Source organism: Shewanella khirikhana, from assembly GCF_003957745.1.
Taxonomy (GTDB): Bacteria; Pseudomonadota; Gammaproteobacteria; order Enterobacterales; family Shewanellaceae; genus Shewanella; species Shewanella khirikhana.
In genome coordinates this window covers 3,124,883-3,151,806 of the sequence record NZ_CP020373.1, presented here as the reverse complement: position 1 = coordinate 3,151,806, position 26,924 = coordinate 3,124,883, and the positions used below count along the sequence as shown (strand labels likewise).

General features: G+C 53.4%; 19 protein-coding genes. 12 read left to right on the top strand and 7 right to left on the bottom strand.

Going from position 1 to position 26,924, the window contains the following annotated elements; all coding sequences use genetic code 11:
• Positions 1-267: 267 nt before the first annotated feature.
• Together STH12_RS13800 and STH12_RS13795 are read left to right on the top strand one after the other, a co-directional pair.
• Positions 268-2,808 (top strand): TonB-dependent receptor plug domain-containing protein, encoded by a 2,541-nt coding sequence (locus STH12_RS13800; RefSeq protein ID WP_126169528.1) that lies wholly within the window; start codon positions 268-270, stop codon positions 2,806-2,808.
• A 618-nt stretch (positions 2,809-3,426) separates the two neighbouring features.
• Positions 3,427-5,136, top strand: a complete 1,710-nt coding sequence (locus tag STH12_RS13795) for a hypothetical protein (protein WP_126168073.1) — start codon at positions 3,427-3,429, stop codon at positions 5,134-5,136.
• Positions 5,137-5,236: 100 nt separating this feature from the next.
• On the opposite strand, the gene STH12_RS13790 is transcribed toward STH12_RS13795, so the two are convergent.
• Both STH12_RS13790 and STH12_RS13785 read right to left on the bottom strand, forming a co-directional pair.
• Entirely contained in the window at positions 5,237-6,853 is a 1,617-nt protein-coding gene (locus STH12_RS13790; protein ID WP_126168072.1) for a S41 family peptidase, read from the bottom strand.
• A gap of 11 nt (positions 6,854-6,864) precedes the next feature.
• Positions 6,865-7,749, bottom strand: a complete 885-nt coding sequence (locus STH12_RS13785) for a phospholipase A (RefSeq protein ID WP_418856582.1) — start codon at positions 7,747-7,749, stop codon at positions 6,865-6,867.
• 388 nt (positions 7,750-8,137) lie between these two features.
• Between STH12_RS13785 and cobA the strand changes: the two genes are divergently transcribed.
• From cobA to cysC, 5 genes are all read left to right on the top strand, one after another.
• On the top strand, positions 8,138-8,947 hold the full coding sequence (gene cobA / locus STH12_RS13780; RefSeq protein WP_126168070.1) for a uroporphyrinogen-III C-methyltransferase: 810 nt from the start codon (positions 8,138-8,140) through the stop codon (positions 8,945-8,947).
• 43 nt (positions 8,948-8,990) lie between these two features.
• The gene (gene cysD / locus STH12_RS13775) at positions 8,991-9,899 is read left to right on the top strand and encodes a sulfate adenylyltransferase subunit CysD (protein WP_126168069.1); all 909 of its coding nucleotides are present in this window, start codon (positions 8,991-8,993) and stop codon (positions 9,897-9,899) included.
• Positions 9,899-11,308 (top strand): sulfate adenylyltransferase subunit CysN, encoded by a 1,410-nt coding sequence (gene cysN / locus STH12_RS13770; RefSeq protein ID WP_126168068.1) that lies wholly within the window; start codon positions 9,899-9,901, stop codon positions 11,306-11,308. Before cysD ends, cysN begins: the two co-directional genes overlap by 1 nt.
• Before the next feature lie 77 nt (positions 11,309-11,385).
• Positions 11,386-13,137, top strand: coding sequence for an SLC13 family permease (locus STH12_RS13765; protein WP_126168067.1), 1,752 nt, complete (start codon positions 11,386-11,388; stop codon positions 13,135-13,137).
• A gap of 16 nt (positions 13,138-13,153) precedes the next feature.
• Positions 13,154-13,750, top strand: a complete 597-nt coding sequence (gene cysC / locus STH12_RS13760) for an adenylyl-sulfate kinase (RefSeq protein WP_126168066.1) — start codon at positions 13,154-13,156, stop codon at positions 13,748-13,750.
• 684 nt (positions 13,751-14,434) lie between these two features.
• Here cysC and STH12_RS13755 read toward each other — a convergent pair.
• Complete coding sequence (locus tag STH12_RS13755; protein WP_126168065.1) at positions 14,435-17,941, bottom strand: SIR2 family protein; 3,507 nt, start codon at positions 17,939-17,941, stop codon at positions 14,435-14,437.
• Between the two features lie 317 nt (positions 17,942-18,258).
• On the opposite strand from STH12_RS13755, the gene STH12_RS13750 reads away from it, so the two are divergent.
• On the top strand, positions 18,259-18,486 hold the full coding sequence (locus tag STH12_RS13750; protein WP_126168064.1) for a hypothetical protein: 228 nt from the start codon (positions 18,259-18,261) through the stop codon (positions 18,484-18,486).
• Between the two features lie 167 nt (positions 18,487-18,653).
• On the opposite strand, the gene STH12_RS21650 is transcribed toward STH12_RS13750, so the two are convergent.
• The 3 genes from STH12_RS21650 to STH12_RS13735 form a co-directional block, all read right to left on the bottom strand.
• Positions 18,654-18,896 carry a DUF2986 domain-containing protein gene (locus STH12_RS21650; protein ID WP_126168063.1) on the bottom strand — a complete coding sequence of 81 codons (243 nt, stop codon included), beginning with the start codon at positions 18,894-18,896 and terminating at the stop codon, positions 18,654-18,656.
• Positions 18,897-19,041: 145 nt separating this feature from the next.
• The gene (locus STH12_RS13740; RefSeq protein WP_126168062.1) at positions 19,042-19,884 is read right to left on the bottom strand and encodes a TIGR03899 family protein; all 843 of its coding nucleotides are present in this window, start codon (positions 19,882-19,884) and stop codon (positions 19,042-19,044) included.
• A gap of 42 nt (positions 19,885-19,926) precedes the next feature.
• The gene (locus tag STH12_RS13735) at positions 19,927-21,126 is read right to left on the bottom strand and encodes an MFS transporter (protein ID WP_126168061.1); all 1,200 of its coding nucleotides are present in this window, start codon (positions 21,124-21,126) and stop codon (positions 19,927-19,929) included.
• 244 nt (positions 21,127-21,370) lie between these two features.
• Here STH12_RS13735 and hemG point away from each other — a divergent pair, with 244 nt between their 5' ends.
• From hemG to STH12_RS13720, 3 genes are all read left to right on the top strand, one after another.
• Complete coding sequence (hemG, locus tag STH12_RS13730) at positions 21,371-21,907, top strand: menaquinone-dependent protoporphyrinogen IX dehydrogenase (protein ID WP_126168060.1); 537 nt, start codon at positions 21,371-21,373, stop codon at positions 21,905-21,907.
• Complete coding sequence (locus tag STH12_RS13725) at positions 21,898-22,422, top strand: cytochrome b/b6 domain-containing protein (RefSeq protein WP_126168059.1); 525 nt, start codon at positions 21,898-21,900, stop codon at positions 22,420-22,422. Before hemG ends, STH12_RS13725 begins: the two co-directional genes overlap by 10 nt.
• Positions 22,423-22,740: 318 nt before the next feature.
• Positions 22,741-24,405, top strand: a complete 1,665-nt coding sequence (locus STH12_RS13720; protein WP_126169527.1) for a methyl-accepting chemotaxis protein — start codon at positions 22,741-22,743, stop codon at positions 24,403-24,405.
• Positions 24,406-24,530: 125 nt separating this feature from the next.
• Here STH12_RS13720 and STH12_RS13715 read toward each other — a convergent pair whose 3' ends face one another.
• Positions 24,531-25,514, bottom strand: coding sequence for an ion channel (locus STH12_RS13715; protein ID WP_126168058.1), 984 nt, complete (start codon positions 25,512-25,514; stop codon positions 24,531-24,533).
• Between the two features lie 293 nt (positions 25,515-25,807).
• On the opposite strand from STH12_RS13715, the gene prfB reads away from it, so the two are divergent.
• Positions 25,808-26,906 (top strand): peptide chain release factor 2 gene (gene prfB, locus STH12_RS13710; protein ID WP_164551211.1). Its coding sequence is split into 2 segments (ribosomal slippage): positions 25,808-25,882 and positions 25,884-26,906, totalling 1,098 coding nucleotides; the frame shifts between segments, so codons are not numbered across the junction.
• The last annotated feature ends 18 nt before the right edge of the window (positions 26,907-26,924 follow it).

The window sequence follows — 26,924 nt, the reverse complement described above, 5'->3', positions numbered from 1 at the left end:
AGTCTTAAATAACATTGGCTTAATTTAAAATTAGTCATTTCTTAAACAGAATAACCTGCTGTAAAAAATAATGAGCAGTAAGTTCTTGATCTTGAAATGGTTGCGCAAATGTAAATTTTAAGATGCGAAAAGGTTATGGCAAACAAAACCAAAGTGTTATAGAAATGTGTGGGGGACAATTTGTCTTAACCCAGGCTGTCCCGGCCGAAAAGCGCTTATTTCGGTTCGGGGGAGAAAAAAGATAATAATTGATTGAGAGCAAAGATGATGACTTCACAAGACAAGAAAAAATTCGGCCTGAGCTCACTGAGCCTGGCAATCACGCTGGCTATGACGGGGGTTACCGCCGGCACCGCATGGGCAGAAGAAGCCCAGGAAGAAGCTCAGGCAACTGACAATATTGAGAAAATTGCGATTGTTGGTTCCCGTGCTGCGCCTCGCTCTGTGGGTGAGTCGCCGGTGCCTGTTGATATTATCGGTAACGAAGAGTTCACCAAAAACGGCACCACCGACATGAACGACCTGCTCGGCAAGGTGGTTCCTTCTTACAACGTTAACACTCAGCCTATTTCAGATGCCGCCACCCTGGTTCGCCCGGCCAACATGCGTGGTTTGGCGCCAGATCACACTCTGATCCTGGTGAATGGCAAGCGCCGCCACCGCGCGGCGGTTATTTCTTTCCTCGGCGGCGGTGTTTCCAACGGTGCCCAGGGTCCCGATATCTCTGTGATCCCCGCCATCGCACTCAAGCAGGTTGAAGTGCTGCGTGACGGCGCGGCGGCCCAGTATGGTTCCGACGCCATTGCCGGTGTGATTAACTTCCAGCTCAAAGACAACGCTGAGGGCGGCACCATCGAAGCCCGCTACGGCGAATTCTATGAAGGTGACGGCTCAAGCCCGATGATCGCCGCCAACGTAGGTATGCCTCTGACTGAAAATGGCTTCTTTAACGTCAGCGCCGAGTACAAAACTGCCGATGCGACCAGCCGCAGCGTGCAGCGTGACGACGCCGCCGGTCTGATTGCCAGCGGCAACACCGCCGTGGCCAATCCTGCGCAAATCTGGGGCGCCCCGGAAACCAAGGATGACTTCAAGTTCTTCTTCAATGCCGGCTTGGATCTGAACGCCAATCAAACCGCCTATATGTTCGGTAACTGGGCTCGCCGCGATGTAGAAGGTGGCTTCTACTTCCGTAACCCCAATAACCGTGGCGGTGTATATAGCAATGATGAGGGTGAAACCCTGCTGGTTGGCGATCTGACCGGTGACATGTCAGGTAATTGCCCTGTTATTACCATCACCGACAATGTGCCTGACGCAGCGGCGCTTGAGCAGGTGAAAAACGATCCAAACTGCTTTGTATTCAACGAACTGTTCCCCGGTGGCTTCACTCCCCGTTTCGGTGGTGTGATTGAAGACACCTCGCTGAGCGCCGGTGTGAAGGGCACCATGGCCAACAACCTGAACTATGACTTCGGGGTAAGCTACGGCAAGAGTGACGCCGACTTCTACATCAAGAACACGGTTAACGCCTCTCTCGGCCCGGATTCTCCCAACGATTTCAAACCAGGCCGTTATGTGCAGCTTGAGCGCGGTGCCTCGCTGGATTTCAGCTATTTCGAAGTGGATGAGTGGAGCTTTGCAGCGGGTCTGGAATTCCGCCGTGAAACCTTCGAAATCTACAATGGTGACCCAGCCTCTTTCGAGATTGGCCCACTGTATACCCAAGGCTTTGGTATTGGTTCCAACGGCTTCCCTGGCTTCAAGCCTCAGGATTCCGGTTCCTGGAGCCGTAACAACTACGCCGCTTACTTTGATGCCGAGCACGACCTGACCGATAACTGGTTGGTAACCGGCGCCCTGCGTTATGAGTACTACGATGACTTCGGCTCTACCACCAACTGGAAGCTGAGTTCTATCCTGAACGTGACCGATGACTTCTCGCTGCGTGCCGCCGCCAGTACAGGTTTCCGTGCGCCAACCGTTGGTCAGAGCAACGTGCGTAACGTGACCACGGCTTTCTCCGGTGGTCAGCTGGAAGATCAGGCCACTTTGCCGCCAACCAACCCAATCTCAATTCAGAAGGGTGCAACGCCACTGGAGCCGGAAACCTCAGTTAACCTGTCGTTTGGTGCCGTGCTCACCGTGGGCGAGTTCTTCCTGACTGCGGATTACTTCCACATCAGCCTGGAAGACCGCATCACCCAGAGCTCAAACCAGGAACTGACCCAGGCCGACAAGGACGCGCTGATCGCTCAGGGCGTACTGGATGCCAACAGCTACAGTTCAGTGCTGTACTTCACCAACGACTTCGACACCACCACCCAAGGTGTTGACTTGGTGGCAAGCTACGCCCCTGAGTGGCTGGACGGTGCCAACTTTGCCCTGGCTTACAACTGGACTGAAACCTCTGTTGACAGCTTCAACCCAGAGAACATCAGTGAAGCCCGTGTGAAGGTGCTGGAAGACGGTTTGCCACACCACAAGGGCACGCTGACCTGGACCCAGGAAATCAACGCCAACCTGCGCTCTATGGTGCGTATGAACTACTACGGCGAGTTCTACGAAGATCACCTGGATTCAGAGGGCGATCTGCCTATCTATAACGGTTCTACCGTGACCTTTGATGCCGAAATCGGTTATGACTTCAACGAAAACTGGAGCATTGCCATCGGTGCGCAGAACCTGTTTGACACCTACCCAGATGAAAACCCATGGGCCGGGATCGCCGGTGCAGCTTACCCTGTGACCTCTCCATACGGTTTCAACGGTGGCTACTACTATGGTCGCCTGAACTATAACTTCTGATAGTGAACCTACCTCAAAGGGCTGCTTCGGCAGCCCTTTTTTTATCTGTTCATTGCGCTACAGATGGCGCGATCATTTCCTCGCTGAGTACGCCCGGGGCATATTTTTACCTTGATTAAGTCGGCTGTGGGTAAGGTTTTCAACAACAAGCTATTCACCTAAGTTTTTGTATTTTAGTGGCTATATTTAATTCTTCTGAATTCGTTTACAACTTTTGTACATTTTTACCCACAGCTTTATTCACAAAATTTAGAATTAGGCTATAGTTGTAAGTTCCCGTAGATGGTTTTTCGGGGCCTGCCGACCCGGGAGCATTCCCACGGATATTTGGTGACTCTCTCTGGTTGCCGTCCGCCGGTCAGGGACAGAGCCCCAGACCAGGCCGTTGTGGCCGACGCTCGTTGATTGACTTGCTGGCGCTTGCCAATCACCTTTTTCCCCGGATAGCCCCATACCTCCTCTTGGGCTATCCGGGGCCTTACCTTCATCGCCTTTTCTCTCCCGCTGTGATACTTTTGACCGGTCGCTCAGTTGCCTGTTTTAGGGTTTTCCTGGCCGGGTTTTGGCTATTCGCCTTGAGAGCGGAGCTTTCAAATCAATCAAGAACGGAGTCTTCCCATGAAAAAACTTGTGCTAGCCGTGGCAGTCCTCGCCGCCGGAGCGGGCGCCTATTGGTATAGCCAGCAGCAGGGAGAAGGGGCACTTGCCAATGCCGCCCTGGATTATATTCCTGCCGATACCCCACTGTTTTCTGCACAGCTGAAACCTTTCCCGCTGAAAGATTACCTGTCCGTCACCGCATCCAATGCCGCCCTGATGGCGCAGCCTGCCGCGCTCGATGAACTGATGGCCGATGAAAGCGAGCCCTTGCCACGCTTTGGTCTGTATCTTTACAAGGCATATCTGGAAGGGCTGAAGTCGCCCGAGACTCTGCTTAAGCGCTTCGGCCTGGCCGATGAAATGCGCGCCTATACCTATACTCTGGGCGCCTTGCCGGTTATTCGTTGGGAAGTGGGTAATCCTCAGGCCTTTTGGACCCTGATTGATGAAGCCGAAGCCGACAGCGGTTTAACACACACAGTTGCTACCCTGGCCGGACAAAACTACCGCGCCTATCGCCTGACTGAAGAAGGTGATGAGGAATCTGTGGATCTGGTGCTGGCCGAGCGCGATGGCATGATCACCGCAACCTTCGCGACCAGCATCCTTGAGCCGCAGCTGCTGGAGCAGGCGCTGGGGATCACCAAGGTCACCAACCCGATTTCGAGCAGCACCATCCTGAGCGATATCGTTAAAACCCATGGCTTTATGGAAGACTCCATCAGCTACATCAACCACAAGGAGTTGGTGCGGGCGCTGGTGTCGGGTGACAACCAGCTGGGTAAACAGCTGGGCACCATTTTTGCCAAAGCCGGTGAAGATCCGCTGGCAGAGTATCGCACCCCAGCCTGTCAGGCCGAGCTGACCGGCATTGCCGCTAACTGGCCGCGCACAGTGGCAGGTTTGACCGCCATGAAGGTGGACGCCAAGCATGCCAGCATGGACATGAAGTTTGTGGTGGAAACCAACAACACTGTGGTGATGATGGCACTGGAAAAGATGCGTGGCTTCCAGCCTGCATATGTGCAAAAGCCCGGTGATGCCGTGCTGACCGCGGGCCTTGGCCTGGATGTGGGCGAGCTGGCACCGTCACTCAGCAAAATCTGGAATGACATGATTTCCCCACGCTTCCAGTGCGAGCCACTGGCGCAGTTGCAGGCAGAATTGGAGCAGGCCAATCCGGTAATGATTGGCATGGCTACCGGCATGGCCGATGGCGTTAAGGGCATTGGTCTGTCGGTGCTGGATTTTGAGCTGGATATGGCTGGCGGCGAGCCAAACCTGAAGAAACTGGATTCACTGCTGAGCCTGTCTGCGGACGATCCGGCGTTCCTGCTGGAAATGGTGAAACCCTTTGCGCCCATGCTGGCGGGTATCGACCTGAAGTCAGGTGAAGATGTTGACCTGTCTGACTTTATCCCCCCCGAGTTTGGCGTATCGGCCAAGCTTGGTCTGCGTGGCCAGCACCTGGTGCTCTTTACCGGCGAAGGCAGTAAGAAGCTTGCCGATGGCCTCAAGGGTGAAGCCCTGACCGCCAACGGCCTGTACAGCATGTCTGCCGATTACGGCCGCATGATGGGCCCGGTAATGGCCATGCTGGAAGCCAGCGGTGAAGAAATCCCGCCTGAGTTGCAAGGGCTGGAAAACTACAAGATGAAGGTGCAAATGGCTGTGGATGTGGTGCCGGAAGGCCCTGTTTTCCAGTCAGGTTTTGTTACCAATCCTTGAGCTGACTGAATAAAAAAACGCCGCAATTGCGGCGTTTTTTTATCGCTGATATCCGGTAAACGTGAGCATTGCTCCCAAGCTTTTGGGGCGTGAGCCAATACTAAGGCTGTGGCTGAGTCTGTTTGGCGTTCTCAGACTTTGGCCCAGTGGCAGGCTTTGGCTCAGTGGCAGGCGCTGGCTCAGCCGCTGGCTTGGACTCTAAAGCCTTGTCAGCGCCTGTTTCTGTTCCTGTTCCATTGGTTTCAGCGGCCTTGCCTGCTTCTGAATTGGTGTCGGTATTGGGTGAATCGGTCATTTCTGGCGTGTCGGGAGTGGCAACTGCGGGCAGCTCCGTCAGCTCTCCAATCAGCGCCAGCAGACCTTGGGCGTCAAAGCTTTCCTGGCCAGCAACCCAGATATCCGGGCTGGTGCCGGCGCCGGAAATCAACCGGCCATCACGGGCGTAGGCGAGGGAGCTTGAGAAGAAGAAATACTGTTTCAGGTTCGGCAGCCGAAAGCGATGCAGCTTGCCAAGGTCGCCCAGGGTGTCCTCGCCGATGATAATGGCGCGCTGCCAGTCTTTGGCGCTGTGCACCACCCATTCACACTCCTGGCGGCAGCCTGGGCCGGCAATCAATGCAAGGCGGCCATCAACCTTGGCACGTTTGGGCTGGCTGCGGGCAAACCACTGACCAAAGCGGGTATGGGCCTCATCTTCTGCCATCAAGGGGCCATCGCCTACCGCGCGGTAAGCCTCGGTGCCCAGGTAGTCGTTGCGTTTATCGGCCGAAGCGCGGTAGCGGGCAAAGCCGACCAGGGCGCTGTCGTTGTCGTCATAGGCGCCCAGCACAGTAAGCAGCGCCGGACTCTGGCCTCTGGCGCGGCGCAGGTCCAATACCAGCAGCGGCGAGTTCATGGCGTCTTCCAGTGCCAGCAGATGACCGCGGTTGTGCTCAAGCTCGTCCAGATCGCCAATGGTTACCAGGGTGCTGTGGTTATCCATGGGGCTGACGTTAAAGGCCGGTGGCCCATCGAGCTGTGGAGCCGGGGGTAACAGTGCCAGAGCTTGTCTGCGGCTTTGGCCTTCGGGGCTGGTGAGTGTCAGCACCACCTGCTCGCGCTCCTTTAACCCCAGTTCGGCCCGCAGCAAGGTGATGCGCTCAAGCCAATGCCCCTGCTCACTGAGGCTGTAACGGGCGGCGCCGGGTAAAAACGCCTGGGCCGCTTCCTGCCAGCGGGCGATGGGAATGCCATCCATGTGGCTGACAAAGGGATACTCTTCATCCAGCGGACTCAGGTCGTCTTTCAGCGCCAGCCAGCGATTTTCCATGGCCCTCAGCGATACCGGCAAACGTCGGCCAAACTCGGCTTCTTCGCTGGTGGCTATCCCTGGGTCCTGCAGCAGATTCAGGATTTTCAGCACTTCGGCGCCAAACACATCGGCGGGGATCTGATCCGGATAGCGGTTCATCAACGCCTTCATGTAGGCGTCGATACGCTCGAGCTTATCGTGTTGATCCAGCGAAAGAAATGCCGAGTGGGTTTCGATTTCCCGCGACAGTACAAACAGATCCTGGCGCATTTCTCGGGCCGTCAGCAACTCAGCCCGTGGCGTTTCGGGCCACAGGAACAGACTCAGTCGCATGGCGCTGAGGGTAATGATAATGACCAGAATGGCCAGCACTGCCTCAAAGGTCGGCAGGCCGGCGTCCTGTGCTGGTGTCGAAGACGCCGTCATCTGGGCCCGCGTTACAGGATGTCGTTGATTGAGAAACCTATACCTATACGTTGTGTATGGGCGTTGTAGTCGATAAGGCTTTCGCCATAGCCATTAAAGTATTGGGTATAAAGTCGCAAATTGCCGATGATGGGGTAACTCCAGGTGAACTCAAAGGCGCCGCGGTTGGGGCTGTCGAGATTGTTTCTCAGCAGCATGGTGAAGCGATGTTCATCCAGACCATACACCGCCTGCAGCTCGAAATTACCCATGTAATCATCGATATCCGGGTTGTCATCACCACGTGGGTCGCCTTCGTATTCTTTGGCATCTTCCGGCAGTCGCCACCACACCTTGGCACCTATGGCCAGCGGGCCACGATCAAACACCATGGTGCCGTAGAGGCGGTTCCAGCTGCGGGACAAATCGCCTGACTTGCCGTTGGACTGGTGCACAGCGCCAAAACCCCAGAAGGAGTTGGTCATGCCAAACACTTCCCAGTCGTTGTTGAACAACATAAACAGCTCGGGTTCGTGGTTGGTTTCCCGGAAGGGGGAGGAGATGTCCTTGTTATACACCTGCCAGTAGGACTGGTTGGTGTAGGCAAAAAACAGGTGGCCGTTGTCACCAAACACGTTATACCAGAGGGGAAACTTAAAGCTTATCTGAAACTTGGCTTCCATCTCGTCCAGGGTGAACGGATGTTCTGCGGCCTCTTTTTCAAAGGGCGCCATATTGGGCGAGCTGTTGTAGGTCACCGGCAATATGTAGTTCACCTTGTGGGGGGTGATAACGAACGGATGTTCTGAAGTGGCAAGCTCGTCTTTGACCCGCTCATCCACCAGGCTATCTTCTCCGGCAAAGGCAAAGGGTGAGCAGAACAGCAGGGGGATCAGTATTTTGCTGGCGTTTTTCATCATCTTTCCATGAACATTGGGGAAATTGCGAAAAGATAGTCGCAGCTTCCTTGGCACCTTTTGCTGAGCAGATTACCTGCGTGACGGGGCTTTTACCAGAAAAGACGGGCCATCTGCGGGATCCCTGTCCGCTTTTGCAGCGCAATATAGAACATTTCGCCATAACTTAGTTGAGCACTGTGACGCTGTTAACGTGCAAGCTAATACTTAAGGCTTTGTATTTACTTGGTTTGTGCAAAAGTTCGTCATTTTTGTCATTTCAGGACGCCCGGATGGCCGCGGGTTCGGGTCTTATATTCTTTCTGGTTATAAAAACTAATTATTTACTATTTTTTAAGGAATATAAGGACGGCTATATTTGCTTCCAATTGAGATATTGGGGGTGTGTATGGATGTGGTAACGCTGCAGGGCCAAGGGTCTATCGGCAAGGTGTGGTTGGTTGGGGCCGGTCCCGGAGACGTGGATCTGCTCACCCTCAAGGCCGCCCGTGTGCTGGCAAACGCCGATGCGGTATTGTACGACGCCCTGGTGAGCGACGACATCCTCGCGCTTATTCCCAAACACGCTGAAAAGATTGCCGTAGGCAAACGCGCCGGTGCCCACAGTGCCCGCCAGGAAGAAATCAATCAACTGCTGGTGACCAAGGCTTACACCCGTAAAAACGTGGTGCGTCTCAAGGGCGGCGACCCCTTTATCTTCGGCCGTGGCGGCGAAGAGCTGCAAACCCTGGTGGAAGCCGGAGTGCAGTTTGAAGTGGTACCCGGTATCACGGCTGCCAGCGGTACTTCTGCCTATGCGGGTATCCCGCTCACCCACAGGGATTTTGCCCAGGGCGTGACCTTTATTACCGGCCATTGCCAGCTCGAAAGCCGTCCCATGGACTGGCAGGGCTACGCCAATCCGGCCAATACCCTGGTGGTGTACATGGGCATTCTCAATGCTGGACTTATCCAGCGTGAGCTGACCAAACATGGCCGCAGCGCCGACACCCCGGTTGCCATCGTCTCCCGTGCCACCACTGCCCATCAGCAGCGGGTGATTGGCACCCTGGGCGAGCTTGAAACCCTCGCCAAAGATGAGCGGGTGGTGATGCCGGCACTGATGATTGTGGGCGAAGTGGTCAGCCTGGCTGACAGCCTTAACTGGTTCGAGCCAGCCGCCGTGAGCCGCCCTGTGGCCAAACAGATTACGAATTGATGCTGCCTTGGCAGCCAACCCCTTAAACACTCGGAGAAACAAGATGTCAGGGCCTGTGTTAAGTCACCTTGAGCAACTGGAAGCGGAAAGCATCCAGATCTTCCGTGAAGTCGCGGCAGAATTTGATAACCCCGTGATGCTGTATTCCATCGGCAAGGACTCGTCTGTGCTGCTGCACCTGGCGCGTAAGGCCTTTTATCCGGGCAAAATTCCGTTCCCGCTGCTGCACGTGGATACCGACTGGAAATTCCGCGAGATGATCAAATTCCGCGACGAAGCGGCGGTGAAGTACGGTTTCGATCTGATTGTGCACAAGAACCCCGAAGGCCTTGCCATGGGCATGAACCCCTTTACTTTTGGTTCATCCAAGCACACTGACGTGATGAAGACCGAGGGCCTGAAGCAGGCACTGAACAAATACGGTTTCGACGCGGCCTTTGGCGGCGCCCGCCGTGATGAAGAGAAGTCCCGCGCCAAGGAGCGCGTGTATTCCTTCCGCGACAGCAAGCACCGCTGGGATCCGAAAAACCAGCGCCCCGAGCTGTGGCACACCTATAACGGCCAGGTGAACAAGGGCGAGAGCATCCGTGTGTTCCCACTGTCCAACTGGACCGAACTGGATATCTGGCAATACATCTATCAGGAAAACATCGACATAGTGCCGCTGTACTTTGCCGATCACCGCCCCGTGGTTGAGCGCGACGGCACCCTGATCATGGTCGATGACGACCGTATGCCACTGAAAGAAGGCGAAGTGCCCGAGCAAAAGCTGGTGCGCTTCCGCACCCTGGGTTGCTACCCGCTGACCGGCGCCATCGAATCCAGCGCCACCAGTCTGACCGGCATCATCGAAGAGATGCTGCTGTCCCGCTCCAGTGAGCGTCAGGGCAGGGTGATTGACCACGATTCATCGGGTTCCATGGAAAAGAAAAAGCGCGAGGGGTATTTCTGATGTCTATTGCACAGCAAGTTAAAGATCTGGGTATCGAGCAGTACCTGGAAAGACAACAGCATAAGTCGCTGCTCAAGTTTCTGACCTGTGGATCTGTGGACGACGGTAAATCGACCCTGATTGGTCGACTGCTGCACGACAGCGCCCAGATCTATGAAGATCAGCTCGCCGCCCTGTCGAAAGACTCCAAGGTGCACGGCACCACAGGCGAAGCCATCGATTTGGCACTGCTGGTAGACGGCCTGCAGGCCGAGCGTGAGCAGGGCATCACCATCGATGTGGCCTACCGCTATTTCTCTACCGAGAAGCGCAAGTTCATCATCGCCGACACCCCGGGCCACGAGCAGTACACCCGCAACATGGCCACAGGCGCGTCCAACTGTGATCTGGCCATCATCCTGGTGGATGCCCGCTACGGCGTGCAAACCCAGACCCGTCGTCACAGCTTTATCTGCTCGCTGCTGGGTATCAAGCAGTTCGTGGTGGCGGTGAACAAGATGGATCTGCTGGGCTTCGATGAAGCGCGCTTTGAAGAAATCAAACGTGAGTACCTGGCCTTTGCCGAGCAGCTGCGGGTGCCCGACATCAAGTTTGTGCCCCTGTCGGCCCTCAAGGGCGACAACGTGGTCAGCCGCTCCGAGCAAAGCCCCTGGTACAGCGGCGAGACTCTGCTGTCTATTCTCGAAAGTGCCCCGGTAACCGGCGCCAACCGTGAATTCGAAGCCCGTCTGCCGGTGCAGTACGTAAGCCGCCCGAACCTGGATTTCCGTGGTTTTGCCGGCACCATCGCCAGCGGCAGCTTTAAAGTAGGCGATTCGGTTAAGGCGCTGCCGTCCGGCAAAGCATCAACCGTGAAAAGCATTGTCACCTTCGACGGTGACCTCGAAGAAGCCTTTGCCGGTCAGGCAGTAACCCTGACGCTGCAGGATGAAATTGATATCAGCCGCGGCGATGTGATTGTGCCTGCAAACAGCGACGTTACAGTCTCCAACCGTTTGCTCGCCAAAGTGGTGTGGATGCATGAGCAACCGCTGACCCTTGGCAAGCAATACAACATCAAACTGGGTACCCGCAAGGTGCCTGGCACAGTGCGCCACATCATTCACAGCATAGATGTGAACACCCTGGCGGAAGACAAGGCCAACGAGCTGCCACTGAACGGCATTGCGCTGGTGGAAGTGGAGCTGGATGAGGCCGTGGTGTTCGACCCTTATCAGGATAACCGCGACACAGGTGGTTTTATCTTTATCGACCGCATCAGCAACATCACCGTGGGTGCAGGTCTGGTGGAGAGTGCCCTCGAGGCTGAACTGAAAGCCACTGATTTCAGTGAGTTTGAGCTGGAACTGAATGCGCTTATCCGCAAGCACTTCCCGCACTGGCAGGCGCTCGATATCAGCAAGCGCTAATTGCCAAACATTGCTGAATCAAGCAGATACACAGCGGGCCTCAGGGCCCGTTTTTCCCCGCGAATAAGGAATAGGCTATGACGCTGGAGCAATATTGGGTAATAGGTATGGTGCTGACCCTGGTTGGCACGCTTACCTGTACCCGGGTGCCGGCGTCCTGGGTGTTTGCCGCAGTCGCGCTCTTATCTTATGTTGCCAACTCATTGAGTTTGAATGAGTTGTCGGCTGCTTTTACCGATTCATCACTGCTGACGCTGGTGCTGTTGCTGCTGGCCTCGGTGGCGCTGGAAAAGACCCGCCTTATCAGTTGGGTTGGGGTGCAGTTAAGCCGTGGTGGTTTCCGTTCTGTGCTGACCAAGCTGTGGTTTTCCACCTCTGTGTTGTCGTCATTTACCGCCAATACCGCCGTGGTGGCGAGCCTGATTGGCGCCATCAAGCGTAACCAGCGCTATGCGCCGTCCAAGCTGATGCTGCCCATGGCCTTTGCCGCCACCTTCGGCGGTACTCTTACCCTGATTGGCACCTCCACTAATTTGGTCATCAACAGCTTTTTGGACCGTGCCGGGCTGCCACTGCTGCAGTTTTTCACCACCACCGGGGTTGCCCTTGGGGTTGTGCTGGCTGGCATGCTGGTGCTGTGGCTGATTGCCGATAAGCTGCCGATTACCGAAAAAGCCGAAGACGAGCAGGATCTGCCCTACTTCCTCGAGGCGCGCATCGCCGCAGGCTCGATTCTGATTGGCAAAACCGTGAGTGATGCCGGCCTTCGTCATCTGCGAAAGCTGTATCTGGCCGAAATTCAGCGTGTTATCGATGGTGAAAAGACCACTATCATTCCAGTCACTCCCGAAGAAGTATTGCAGCAGGGCGATGTACTGCTGTTTGCCGGTGATATGGAATCGGTGGCGGTACTGCAGGAAATCGAGGGGCTGAGCCTCTATGGTCACCACACCATGAATGGTCAGAGCCTTGCTGAAGCCATTATCAGCCACTCCTCCAGCCTCAATGGCGTGAGCCTGAAAGATGCCCAGTTCCGTGAGCGTTTCGATGCCGTGGTGGTGGCGGTGCGTCGTGGCCATGAGCGGCTGCGCGGTGGTCTGGGGACCATCGAACTGCAGGCCGGCGATGCGCTGCTGCTGGTACCCGGCAAGCAATTTGGCGACCCATCCCAGCGGCTCGATAAAGAATTTTTGCTGGTCAATGGCGTGGATTCCTCCACCCGCTTGTCCCCCGGCCGCAGCGCCTGGGTGCTGGCAAGCTTTGCCGCTGTGATTGGCCTTGCCATGTTTAATGTGCTGCCACTGCTTAAGGGCCTTACCCTGTTTGTGGCAGGCCTGCTGCTGACTCAGGTCGTCACCCTGTCTGAGCTAAAGCGCCGCTTCCCCATCGACATAGTGCTGATTGTAGGCGGCGCCCTGTCGCTGTCTCAGGCGATGACCAACAGTGGCATCTCCGGCTTGCTGGCCGAAACCCTGACCCAGGGCTTTACCGGCGTGCACCTGTTTTTTGTGATGGCAGGGATTTACCTGCTGACCTTGCTGCTGACTGAGCTGATGTCCAACAATGCCGCCGCCGCGCTGGTGTGCCCCATTGCCATCAGTTTGTCTCAGGGGCTTGGCATCGATCCTATGCCCTTTATCATGGCGGTACTTTTTGGTGCCAGCGCCAGCTTTATCAGCCCCTGGGGTTACCAGACCAATTTGCTGGTATTCACCGTGGGCAACTACCGACTGAAACAATATGTAGGGGTGGGGATCCCGATGGCTATTGCCTACACAGGTGCCGTGCTGGCGCTTATCCCCCTGCTGTTCCCGTTTAAGAGCCTGTAACGGCCGAGGAAAGACTATGAGCAATATCGTCTGGCATCAACACGCCATTACCCACAGCGAGCGCGCCGAGCAAAAGGGGCATCGCGGTGCCATCCTCTGGTTCACCGGCCTCTCCGGTGCCGGTAAGAGCACCCTCGCTGGCGCCCTGGAAGCCGAGCTATATCGCCGCGGCCTGCACTCGTACCTGCTGGATGGCGACAATGTGCGCCACGGCCTGTGTAAAGACTTAGGCTTTAGCCTTGAAGACAGACGGGAGAACATCCGCCGGGTGGGCGAGGTGGCCAAGTTGATGCTGGATGCTGGGCTGCTGGTACTTTCCGCCTTTGTCTCGCCCCAGCGCGCCGAGCGGGATCTGGTGCGCTCTCTGGTGGGCGAGGGCGAGTTTATCGAGGTGCACGTAGCCACACCGCTTACTGTGTGTGAGTCCCGGGACCCCAAGGGCCTTTACCAGAAGGCCAGGGCTGGTGAGATTAAAGATTTTACCGGTATTTCCTCGCCTTACGAGGCGCCTGTGAGTGCGGAGCTGGTGATTGACACCAGTGAGGGGGATCTGGATTCGCAGGTGGCGAAGCTGGTGGATTATTTGATTAGTGGTGGGTATATTTCGGCCTGATTGAGCATCAGGTGGGCTGCATTGTTGCGGAATGCTCCGATGCCGAATGCCTGAATTAGCGGCTAAATGCTGATTGATGCCTAACGTCGCAAAGTTTTAATCTCTGTTGCTTTTTGAGCAACCAAAGTCGTGGGGCTTCACCCCACACCCGACCAAGAGGGGATCTACAGCAATCCCCTCTTGGATCTCCCGTGCCGCCCCTGACGAAGCCGAGCACCTTGGCTTTATGGGCTGAAAACGAGCACCGTGACCGACTCGCTCCAAGCTCGACGGTCACTGCCTCGACGAAGCACATCCCTGTGCTTCACTCCCAGCTCGGCTGTCCTGCCTCGCGCTCGTGAGCTTGTCGCTTCGCGACACTCGCCCTATCTCGGCTTGCCCGTTTCCTTCAGCCCAACAGCCAAAGCGGCTTCGATGGGGAATAAGCGTGTCGTCCGACAGTGAGATGAACAATTTCATCTCACTAGCGTTTCCCGCAAATAACTGTCAGGAACAGTTATTAACAGCGATAGCTGGCCCAAAGGGTGCCTTGCAGGAAGCAAGGCATCAGGCCTATGGCCGCCACGCGGAGGTAAAACAGGTACTCGCTGCGAGCAAAGTGTTATGCCTGTACTTTCTTCCAGAGCAAAAAACCGTATCTGTATACGTAAAAATCACTCTTGCGGGTGACATAAAAAATGGAGGTCAATCTACATTTCTCTGAATACCTACGTGTGCGAATTCTTCATCTAGTTGATGTTGAAGTTCCGTAGGCACCTGTATGCGAGCCGCTACTTTTGCTAGATCACTTTGAAAAAATTTTAATTTACAATTTGCAAGGTAAATTAAAAGTTTAGTTGTTTCATAGGGAAACTGAGTTACCAGTTCACTCCTAGTTAATTCAAAAAGCAGATCAGTTCGCACAATAGAAATTTTTGGAAAGCTAATTGCCATAGTCACTGCCTCGGAGTATTTTTCATCCAAATGGGGCAAGCACTCAAGCATGCTCTGTACTTCATTTTCATCAAGTTTTACGGGTACTCCTTGAAGTCTCTGTTGCCAATAGCGTTGAATCCAGCGCTCCCAAAGCTCCAGCTTGGTTTGTTTATTTGCCCTCATGAGAATACGTTTTAGCTGAACTGCAAAAATTAATCTGTCTTGAAGTGAACAATTATGAAAAAGCGTTGGAAGCAACTTTTCGAACGGATCATCAACATAAAATGTCAAGACTTGGGTGCAGCACATGATAAATTTATCTCTATTGTAGCTCAAATCAGAATTGAGTCTCTGTATTGCCTCAAGAAATGTAGGCAGCAAGGCATCAACAAGTTCCGGATTCAATTGACCAAATAACAGAAACCCGTCCCAAGCTGAGGAAAATGATGCACTGTTTGAATCACTGAATAGTGGAATAACGTAATTACGGGTCCAATCCTCGTCTAATCTAAATAGAAATGAAATTTGACTAGCTAGCACACAGCGACCTATGCCTCCATTCGATGTTGGATCTTGAACAACATAAGTAAACCAATGCCGGTAGCTATCAGGTAACACACGATCTGAACCAGATTTATCACGTAAATATAAAGAAAGGCCATGGATCCAGAAATCAACAATCACGCCTGCTGGAAAATTTGCAGAGTAGGAGCACCAATCATGAATCTCTTCCCATTCTGGATCGACTTCCAAAGAAAACCATAGCGACTCAGCGATTAAGTTAGCTTGATCAAGCAGCTCCAAACTAAATGGCTTGCCCTGGTTCACAACTAAAGTTGCAAGTAATCTAGATATGTCCCTAGCATGCCCCGAATGCAGTTCTGGTTTGGCGACTAACGTCAGCAAATCACGCCAGTCACCAACAGTCAGTTCTGACTCCTTCATTCCACGGATCAAAGCTGACCATAGATCAGATGCCCACAGTTTTCTGTTGGTAAGTGCCTGCGCCAATTTAAATGCCCATTTGGGATCTTGTTTACAAGCCTCACGACAATCGGATAACAATCCATTTCGCCCCTCTCCGTAAAAGCTATCCCCAGTGAAACTTATCAGCTCTTCGAGTTGCTCGTCAGGGCTCATGTTAAGGAGTTGGTCTACGGACCAAGGACTTTCTGAAACTATGAATGATGAACTACTCATATAGTGAGTGAAATCCGGATGATCCGACGGAAGCCATTCGGTATATTGCGCCTGAACTTGAGCCAAAGCTGTCTTCACCAATTGACAATCAGGGCTAGCCTCAGAAAGCCAAGAAAACCAGTTGTAATGTGCTCGTGGAGACAACTCCTCATCAGATATGGAGCAGTTGCCAGTTAGAATTGATTCAATAAAATTCCCACGTGCAAATTCAGTTGCCTTAGGATATTTTAAACTTGCTAATCGAAACATTTCGTGATGCTCCGATAGGCCGTGCAGATTTATTTTTTCCTGTAACCAACAAAGGCATTCATCAGGTGTTCGATCGGGGGCAACGCTCATAGCGTGAATAGCTAATCGGCGATTTATAGGAACATCCGAAATCACTAACTTTTCTATCCATATATTACACAACGTGGATGAGTTTTCTGCTAACCATTCTAGAGCATCTCGTACTGCATCAATCAAAACATCAATTACTTCCGGAAATTGATCTTGTTCATGTCCCTCAATTGCGGAACGTCCGTAACTTATTGAATCATAGTCTTTTGAAGCAGAACCCCAGATAACTATGTAAGCATGCATCTCCTCGAAGCGCTGTGTAATGCTCTTAAGAAGAGGCGTAACAATAACATGTAGATTCGGCTTCAGATGCTTAGTCCAAACCTCATTTAGAGGCCAATGCTCTGTCAATGATTGCCATTCAGCATCCAGGCGCGGCAAAATATCTCCTTGTTCGTTTGGCCAGCTGAAGCCTTTTTTAATGTCTAGCCGATGCTCGCACATTTTCATGAACAGCATTAATACCAATTCAGTGCAGTCATAATCGGCGCAGCAATTTGCTAACCACCAAAAAATATCATGATTGGAATTGACTGATGCATTCGTCAGCAAAAGACTAACCCAACGTTTGAGTACAAGTACATCAATCGGCTGATTATTTAAACCTACTACTCTACCAATCAACCACCAGACATCAGGATTTAACTTCAATTCATGGAAAGCCAATATGTCAAACACAACCTGAGCATGCTCTATTGCATAATGGTCTGCTATCCAATGTGCCAACAATAAATCGTGATCACTTAGAGGGTTTGATGAAAATAGACCAGCTAATTTGTTTCTATCATTCAGCCAGATAAGCCATTCAGAGCCACGAGCGAAATTGAGCAGAAATCGAGTTGTATGAATTTCAGATAATGCTTGCTCAACCTCAGAAATCGCTTCTTCGTCAGTTGGTGGGAGACGAGAACCTAAATCAGCAAGGCGAGACTGCCAGTCCAAAGCACCTCGCCGGGTACGCTCTGCAAGTTGTCGCACCCCGTCGTAAAGTTCCTTAAAACTTTCCTTACCAACACCTTTTTTAAACCGGATGGGTGTTATACCTAGCAGGTCCCAACGCCCATCATCATCAGTCAAAGCAAAACGGCCAGCAAAGTTATTGGCAGGAAGTGCGCGCGCAAGATAGTTCATCACAGCGTCTTCATGGCTGTAACCAATAAACAGTACCGTGTACTTCCGGAAAACATCCACTAGAAACCGACGTGCCCACCCTTCAGTAAGATAAGCTCGCCCAAAATCCGCATCAGTTAGAACCAAGTCCTGTGAACGGGGTAAAGCACCATGAACATGCACAATGCCTGAAAAATCATAACCTAAAGGTAATGCAGGTGCCCTATATACATCTGGAACGGAATCAAAAAGATCTTTTGCTGCTGTTTCAAAATGCAAATCAAAGTTGGTAGTGACAAGACGCACACGCCCAACCGTCCTAAAAAGTTGCAACAGGTTACGATGTAATTCGTTGGGAGAGCTTCCCGCTGGAGAAAGCAGGGCTGCTGCTCGCTCGTGAACATCGACCTCTCGATGATGAAGCTGCCCAAGAAATCTATCTAACGGTTCATATGCCTTTAACCCGGTGCCCTGGGCAATGTCACTGGCGAGCGTCCAGAAATCACTCAAATTTGAAGGCGCTCCCATTGAAACGCCCGCTCCCGCGAAAATAACCAGATTGTCGTCACGTAATGCATCAAGAATACAATGAGGAAAATCGATAGAACCAAGCCTCAACGTTAGCAATGCTTTCTCCTGTTAAATGTGATTATTAGGGATTATCAGTGATTACGACTATCCACCATATACAAGGTCTAGTTGAATGGAGAGCTAACCAACTCTAAGGTTCATTGATGGCTTGCGTTTTGACGGCATTGCTCATGATCAATTTTTGCAGCATTTAGCGCATTCGAATTAATCTGAAGTTCCCTTTGCTTCTTCCTCTGCGCAAGAGGCGGATTCCGCCTACTTTACATTTTTTATCATAGTGTTAGGCTTACTGCAAAGTTGTCCAATCTTACTTTTGTCGGTGTGTGAACGCCACACGACCGAAAGGAAATTCTATGACCGTAGCCGAACTGCAGGAGCTGCTGGCCAATCTGGATCCAAATTTGGAACTGGTATTAATGTCAGATTCAACGAATAAGGATTTGCCGCTGTTTTCAATCGAAAGTGTCAGTGTGCACGATGCGATTAGAGACAAGGATGAAATGCGCCGTCCACGGTTGACCTTCCGAAAGGATAAGTGGTCAACCCCTACAGCTGTTGTGACTATCACCAGTGTTTTTTAATTCACTGAGGTGACAAAGTGTCAGGACACCCAAAATGAAAGAGTCAGGACACCCAAAACACTTTTTCTGCGGGTTATACCAATCCCGCTCGAAGCGGCTGTGGGCATTGGCGATCGCAGCTTGGCGAGAAACATTTATCACCACCGGATAAAGGTGGTGCTCATGTCTTAGTTGGCAGGCTGAACCTCTGCCGACACAGCATTTGCTTCAGATGAAGCCTCATCGATAGCCGCTTCAGTGATAGCCTCTTCAGTGATATCCACTTCAGTTCCATCAGCAACCGCCAGCTGTGCCAACTTCTCCCGCTCTGCCTTGGACACATACTTGGGTTTGTTGTTGCCGTGCAGCTTGGCTTTTTTCTTTTTGTCTTTGGCAATCAGGGTCTGATTGATTTTCTTCTTTCTGTTCATGGGCGGCGGTTCATGGCGGTTGCAGCGGACAGGCAAGTGCCGCTGGATAAAAAGACGGCGCACTATAGCAGCATTCGTGCAGGGGTTAAACGTTGGTGAGGCTGTGATAGGGGCCGCCCCGTGAGGGCGTAATCCCCTACAGCGGTTAACTTACCGAAAAATCTTTGGCCAGTAAGCCTTTGAGGGCGCCTGCGAAGTTGTTGTCACCGTGGGGGCGCACCAATTGCGCCAGTTCATCGCCCACCGGGGAGAAGCGGTAGTAGGTGAGGATCAGGTGGGCATGTTTTGGCGTAATGCTGAGCTCGGTCTTGGACAATTGCAGTGAGAAGCTGCGCTTGGGCTCAAGCTCGCCGGTTTCAAATTCGCTGCTGTGCAATATGCCGGCGTCCATCAGGGTTACCAGTGCCGAAAACGGCAAACCAAACTGTGACAGCGGGATCGGGGTTGCCGGAGACTTGCGGAAGTACTGGCCAAGGCCGCCAACCACCCGGTAACCCGACAACACCTTCAGCCTGCCGTCGTGGCCAATTTGTACCGCCACTGCCAGGGCTTTTTCGAGGGTTTGCGCCTCGCGCCAGGTGAGCCTGCGTAAGGTTTCCAGGGTGCGCAGGCTGATATTGCCAGGCTCGGTCAGCTCCCGAGCCAATATGCGGCCCCAGAGCTCCTGCATCCGCCGGTTGTGGATTTGTTCGGCCATCTGAAAGAACTGATATAGCCAGTCAGGGTCGGGGTCTGAGCCGACAACATCGGATGGGGTGTATTTCAGCGCCAGGGTGTAAATGGCCTCCACGTTGGCCTGGCATACGGCCGCCTGTTTGCGCGCGCGGTGGGCGGCACGTTCGGCCACCGACACATTGGAGGGGCGATAGTCGTCTTCGCTGGCAAGGCCCAAAATCCGCCCCAGCAGCAGCGCTTTGCGTCTGGCAGACACATCGCTTTCTGGCTTACTTGCGCTCGCGGTGACTGGGGCCTTGTCTGAGTCTGTCATGGTTACGCCTCTGATTTACATGCCTTAATTTTTTGCTTTGACCTAGTTTAGCTGCGCTGACGAGGATTTGTCGCCAAACAGCAGCACTTCTTTGCCCGGCGCCGGATGCCTTGGCACATTAAGCGACAGCAGCAGTGAACACACCGCCATGGCGGCACCTATGTAGAACACGGCGGCGTTGGATTGCAGCCACAAATAGCCCAGCAGCACAGGGATCACCACCGCCGCTATGTGATTGATAGTAAAGCTGACCGACATGCTGGCGGCAATGTCGGCCCGGTCGGCAATCTTCTGGAAATAGGTTTTCATGGCGATGGCCATGGCAAACAGCAGGTGGTCAATCACATACAGGGCTGCGGCGAAGTGGGCATTTTCCACCAGGGCGTAACTGACAAACACCGCAATTAAGCCAAGGTATTCAATACACAGGGCATTTCGCTCGCCGATGCGGCCAATCAGGCGGCCAATAGCCGGGGCAAACAGCAGGTTAATCACGTAGTTAATCAGGAACAGGGCCGTGATTTCACTGACGCTGTAGTGGAATTTTTCCACCATCATAAAGCCTGCGAACACCACAAAGATTTGCCGTCTGGCGCCGGAGAAGAAGGTCAGCAGGTAATAGAGCCAATAACGGCGGCGCAAAATAACCCGCTTATGCTGGCTGTCGCCGGTATCGAATTTGGGGAAGTAGAGCCACAGCGCCAGCGTCATCAGGCAGCCCATGCCGCCCACAAAGGCGTACATCCACACATAATCGAGTTTGAATACTGTCATCAGCAGCCAGATGCTGCCGTATCCCCCGAGTGCTGCAGCGGCCTTCCACGACAACGCCTTACCCATAAAACCGGCGGTTTCGTCTTTATCCACCCATTGCAGGGTAAGCGACTGATTCAAGGTTTCGTAGTAGTGAAACCCCACAGACATCAGCACAGTGGTGAAGTACAGCCCCATAACCGAGGGCAAAAAGCCGGTAATGGCTACCCCCAGGCTCATCACAAACAGTGATATAAGCGCAAAGGATTGCTCGCGAAGCATGATAAGCACGAAGATGGCGGTGAAGGCGAGAAAGCCCGGCACTTCCCGCAGGCTTTGCAGCATACCGATTTCGGCGCCGGTAAAGTTTGCCCGCTCAATCACAAAGTTGTTCAGCAGCGCCTGCCATACGGCAAACACCATGGACATAATAAACGTCATCCACAACAGCAGTTGTTTTGCTTTGGGTCCTTCGGCGGTGGAAAGCATGGTGTTACCAATGAAAATAAGTGGTTATGCATGTTAAACCAGCCGGTGCCAATTCGTATACAAGTTTGCCGAAGATGACAGCGCAGCACCCTGGCGTTGGCGATATATGGCGATAATTGTGAGGCTGGCGGAATTTATCACCATCAAGCTCAACAAGCCCCGGAGGGCGTGATCCAATTCAATAAAAATTCGCTGCGATTGACCTATCATGCCTCTGAGTCCAAAGCAATTTAACAGGTGCAACGTGAGCAAAACGCTGATCCTTTTTTCCACCGTTCACGGTCAGACCCGCAAGATCTGTGAGCGCATGGCCGAGGTGATCCGCAAACAGGGCGATGACGTGACCCTGGTGCCTTTGTGTGAAGCGCCGCCGCTGTCCCACTACGATAAAGTGGTGCTGGGCGCCAGCATCCGCCATGGCAAGCACAACAGCGCCGTGTACGGCTATATTGAGAAAAACCTCGAGGCGCTGAAATCCAAGGCCGGCGCCTTTTTCTCGGTCAGTTTGGTCGCCCGCAAGCCGGCCAAAAACACCGCTGCCACCAATCCGTATATGCAGGATTTCCTCGGCAAGTCGCCCTGGCGGCCTGAGCTTTTGGAAGTGTTTGGCGGCAACCTGGATTACCGTGGCTACAGCGCCATGGATAGAAACATCATTCGATTTATCATGTGGTTAACCAAGGGGCCTACCGACCCCGAGACCAAGGTGGAATACACAGACTGGCGCAAGGTTGATAGCTTCGCCCGTGAAGTGGCCACCATGGAGAAACTATGCCCTTAACCGCCCCGCAAAAACTATGGCAATGGCTTGCCCCGCGCCTGCATCTGTTGGTGTTACTGCCCACTGTGCTGGTGCTTGGCAGCTCGCCTTTTTTGCTGATGGGTCGGCGGCTGCGTGAAAACGCCAGCGTGTGGGACCTGACCCATGTCTACCTTGGGCTGCTGCTGGTACCGCTATCGATTCTGCTGTTGTGTTACTGCCTAAGTGGCGGGCGGGCAAAGCAATTTTTTCCTCTATTTGAGCCCTCCGGGCTTATCAGTGATCTTAAAGGGCTGGCTAAAGGTAAGCTGCCCAAGGGCGGTGGCAATGGGCTTTTCAGTCTGCTTGAGGGCATTTGTGCCTTGCTGCTGGTGGCCACAGCTGTTACCGGCCTGGGCTGGTTTCTAACCGAAGGCAGCAGCGAAGCCCTTGTCTGGCGTGGCTGGCACAAGGATCTGGGGTTGGCATTTTTTATCGCCCTGATAGCGCACCTGCTGGCGGCGGTTTCTCATCTGCTGGACTTCTTCAGAAACTGACTGCAGCCTTGGTTAGCTGCGGGCTTGTCTGCAAAGGCCGCTTTACGCCTTTCTGTTGCCTGCCCCGTTACTCTTTTCTTCCATTTCTCGCCCATTTCTCCTGGTTGGCGCCGAAGCGCACTGGCTTGTCTCGTTAACTCGCGACAGTTTCCAGCGTTTTTCCCTGAACCTCTGCGGCTGTGAAGCAGTTTTTACATGCAATCAGCTTCGGTGAGAGTGTTGTCAGCTGTCAGTCTCATGGGTGACGACTATACTTTTTGCATGGCACAGAATACTGACTGAACCCAACTGAGCGGGGAGCAGAAGATGTTGATATCCATGTCTAACTTAAGTTTACGAAACAAGCTGTTACTGCTGGCTTTGTTGCCGCTGGTTATCATTCTAACTGCCGTGATGGCCTATTCCTGGCGCCTTGAGAGCGCAGCGCTCACCGATGCGGTGGGGCTGTTTCGCGACAAGCTGGTGAATGAGCGTAAACAGCAGCTCAAAGAGGCCACCGAAATCGCCCTGGCCACCATCGATTATCAGCTCAAGCTTGGGGATGCCGGTAATGTGAATGAGTCCCTGCGGGTACAACGTTTTGGCACGGCGGGGTATTTCTTCATTTACGACTACAACGGCATCAGCCTTTTCCATGCCACCAAGCCGTCCCAGGAAGGAACAGATCAGATTGGCATGACTGACCCCCAGGGCAACAAAATCGTGGTGGGGTTGATTGATGCGGCCAAACGCGGCGGTGGCTACTTCACCTATTTTCATGCCAAGCCCGGAGTGGAGGGGCTGGTTGAAAAAATCGGTTATGCCGCGCCCATTCCCGGCAAAAATTGGCTGGTGGGTACTGGGGTCTATCTCGATGATGTGAATGCCGTGGTGAACGCTTATGCCAGCAGCGCCGAAAAGGCGATGCGAGAAAAGGCGCTGGGCATTTTTATCATGTCGGTGGTGTTAACCCTGGTGACCTTTACCGCCATTGTGGTGGCCTCCAATCGCATGGTGGTGCCCATTCGCACCATGGTAGACAGCCTCAACGACATTGCCAAAGGCGAGGGGGATTTAACCGCGCGCCTCAAAGTGAAAGGCTCGGATGAAATTGCCGAACTTGGCAACGCCTTTAACCTGTTTGTGGACAAGTTGCAGCGGATCATCCGCGATGTGGCCGATACCACAGGCCGGGTGAAACAGGCCGCAGTGGACATTGACCGGCAAACCTCCGCGATGGCGTCGCAGCTTCGAAACCACAATAACGAAACCGATCAGGTGGTTACCGCCATCACTGAGATGTCTTCCACCGCTGCGGAAGTGGCGCAAAATACCACCCAGGTGGCCGAGGCGACCCATGCCGCCACCGACGATGTGGCCCGGGCTCAGTCCTGCGTGGATACCTCGCTGACCGAGATTTCCACCCTGATGGCACAGGTGGACGATGCCGCTGCCAACATCAAATCCCTCAGCGAACAGTCGCAGAAAATCAACTCTGTGCTATCGGTGATTGGCGGTATTGCCGAACAGACCAACCTGCTGGCGCTGAACGCCGCCATTGAGGCCGCCCGCGCCGGTGAGCAGGGCAGGGGCTTTGCGGTGGTGGCCGATGAGGTGCGTAACCTGGCCAGCCGTACCCAGGCCAGCACCCTGGAAATCAATGAAATGCTGACCGACTTGCACAAGCTGGTCTCGGCCGCGGTGAAAACCATGGATGAAAGTCAGCAAAGCTGCCAGCGCTCAGTCGATGCCTCCCGGGCCATCTCCGACAGCCTCGGCTCGGTCACCAGCGCCGTAACCGCCATCAATGATATGAGCACCCAAATTGCCACCGCAGCCACCGAGCAAAGCTCTGTGACCGAAGAGATCAACCGCAACGTGTATGCGATTCAGGAAATTGTTAACGCGCTGCTCGACTCAAGCCAGGATGCCAGCGCCGTCAGCCAGCGGGTGTCCAGCGAAGGCGTGCAGCTTGCAACCCTGGTCGGGCAGTTTAAGGTGTGAGTTTTAGCAATGAAAAGGCGCCTGATGGCGCCTTTTTTACATGTATGCGGAGCTTGGTTTGCGCCCATATCCGGCGCTGCGGTTGTCAGCCTTGGATTTTGAGCGCCTTGATTTGCAGGATGTATTTAACGGGTCATTTTCTTCACAAATACAACCACGAACAGGGCTATGGTAAAACTACCGGTAAAGGCTTCAATTGCGGCGATTAATCGCGAGAAGCCAATGGGGGTGAAGTCGCCGTACCCCAGGGTGGTAAAGGTGACAACTGAGTAATATATGCAGTTAAAAAATAAGTAAAAATTCATCATAAATGTGTTTTCTGTGCGGAAAACATGAATATTGCCGCTGTAGCTCAGTCCGGTGAAAAAATAGCAAACGGCGCAAATCAGAATCAGTACCATGGAGAAACCGATAACCCGCATCGGCGATTCGCCATAACCGCAGAAGACATCAATCATTTTTGAAATCATCCGCGCCCTTGAGAACTTGGGCAATTGATGGCGACGCATGGTCAGCTCTTTTTGAATAAAATGCCCCGCCATGACAAACAAGCCCTCGCGCTCGGCGGCTTTGCGCAGGTCGCGGTAAATCTCTTCGGCTTGCTCAAAGTAGTCCTGGGCAATTTCGGCCTCTCCGACCTTTTCGGCTTCCAGCGCCATCCGCTCCTGTTTGATGAGTTTGCCGGTGTTGATGTTTTCGATTTTGGTGCCGTTCCACTTGATGCCCAGCAGATTGGTGTTCAGCAGATTGGCGCAGTGCACGTTGGCATCGCGCAGGTCGGCTTTCATCAAACTGGCATTTTCAAGGTTTAGGTTGAACATGTGCGCGCCCTGCAAATTGGCGCGATACAGTTCGGCATGGCTCATGTCGTAGCCGGTTTTGCTGTGGTGGCGAACCAGGTCGATGCCTTCGAGGTTGGCCCGTTTGAGATGTATGCCTCTGAGCATGCCACCCTTGCGGGCGTATGCTTCCAGTTTGGCTTTGTCGTCCGGGCCATCTTTGGTGATGCGGGGGTCGTGCCAGTAGCACAGGCCGCTGGGGCCTGCGGGCTCACTGCATGAAAATCCCTCATCTTCGTGATAGCAGCAGCTGGGTACTTTGTCTTCCATGTCCCAAGTATAGACAGGCGCAGATGAGCCGCCACGGCAGCCAATAAAAAACTTAGCACCTGATCCGCTGTGGTTTTTCGCCTTGAAGCCTGCTACCGCTGGGCCCGACAGCTGCCATGTGAACCGGCTTGATACCGCAGAGAAACGGAAAATTTACCCCGCTTCAGCCAGAATAAAATATCGCCAAAAAGACCGGGCGAAACCACGGGCGGCAACTGGCAACCAAAGCGCCAGTTTGATAGAATACGCCGTTTATTTTTTCTGTTAATCCAATCGATTTAAGTTGAATCACCATGTTTGAAATCAATCCGGTTAAATTCAAAATTAAGGAGCTTGCTGACCGCACCTCGCTCCTTAGGGGGTATCTTTGACTACGACGCCAAAAAAGAGCGTCTGGAAGAAGTCACCCGTGAGCTGGAAAGCTCAGATGTCTGGAACGAACCTGAACGCGCACAGGCGCTGGGTAAAGAGCGTTCCAGCCTCGAAAATGTTGTAGGCACCATAGATTCTCTGGACTCAGGTCTGGAAGACGTTGAGGGCCTGCTGGAACTGGCTGTTGAGGAAGAAGACGAAGAAACCTTCGAAGATGCCAAGGCCGAGCTGGAAGAGCTTGAGCAGCGCCTTGCGGATCTGGAGTTCCGTCGTATGTTCTCCGGCCCACACGACAGTTCTGATTGCTACCTGGATATTCAGTCAGGTTCCGGCGGTACTGAGGCACAGGATTGGGCCGAAATCGTACTGCGTATGTACCTGCGCTGGGGCGAAGCCCACGATTTTAAACCTGAGCTGATTGAAGTGTCAGAAGGGGATGTGGCGGGCATCAAGAGTGCCACCATCAAGTTTACCGGTGAGTATGCCTACGGTTGGCTGCGTACCGAAACCGGCGTTCATCGTCTGGTGCGTAAGTCGCCATTCGACTCCAGTGGCCGTCGCCATACCTCCTTCTGTTCTGTGTTTGTGTATCCGGAAATTGAAGACGATATCGAAATCGACATCAATCCGGCCGACCTGCGTATCGACGTATACCGCGCCTCGGGTGCCGGTGGTCAGCACGTAAACCGAACTGAATCTGCGGTACGTATCACGCACTTGCCCACCAATACTGTGGTGCAATGCCAAAACGACCGTTCTCAGCACAAGAACAAAGACACCGCGATGAAGCAGCTGAAAGCCAAGCTCTATGAGCTGGAGCTGCAGAAGCAGAATGCCGAAAAGCAAGCCGCCGAAGACGCCAAGTCTGACATCGGTTGGGGCAGCCAGATCCGTTCTTACGTTCTGGACGACTCCCGCATCAAGGATCTGCGTACCGGCGTCGAGACCCGCAACACCCAATCGGTGCTGGACGGCGACCTGGACAAGTTTATTGAAGCCAGCCTTAAATCCGGGCTGTAATTACTGCGAGAAGAGACG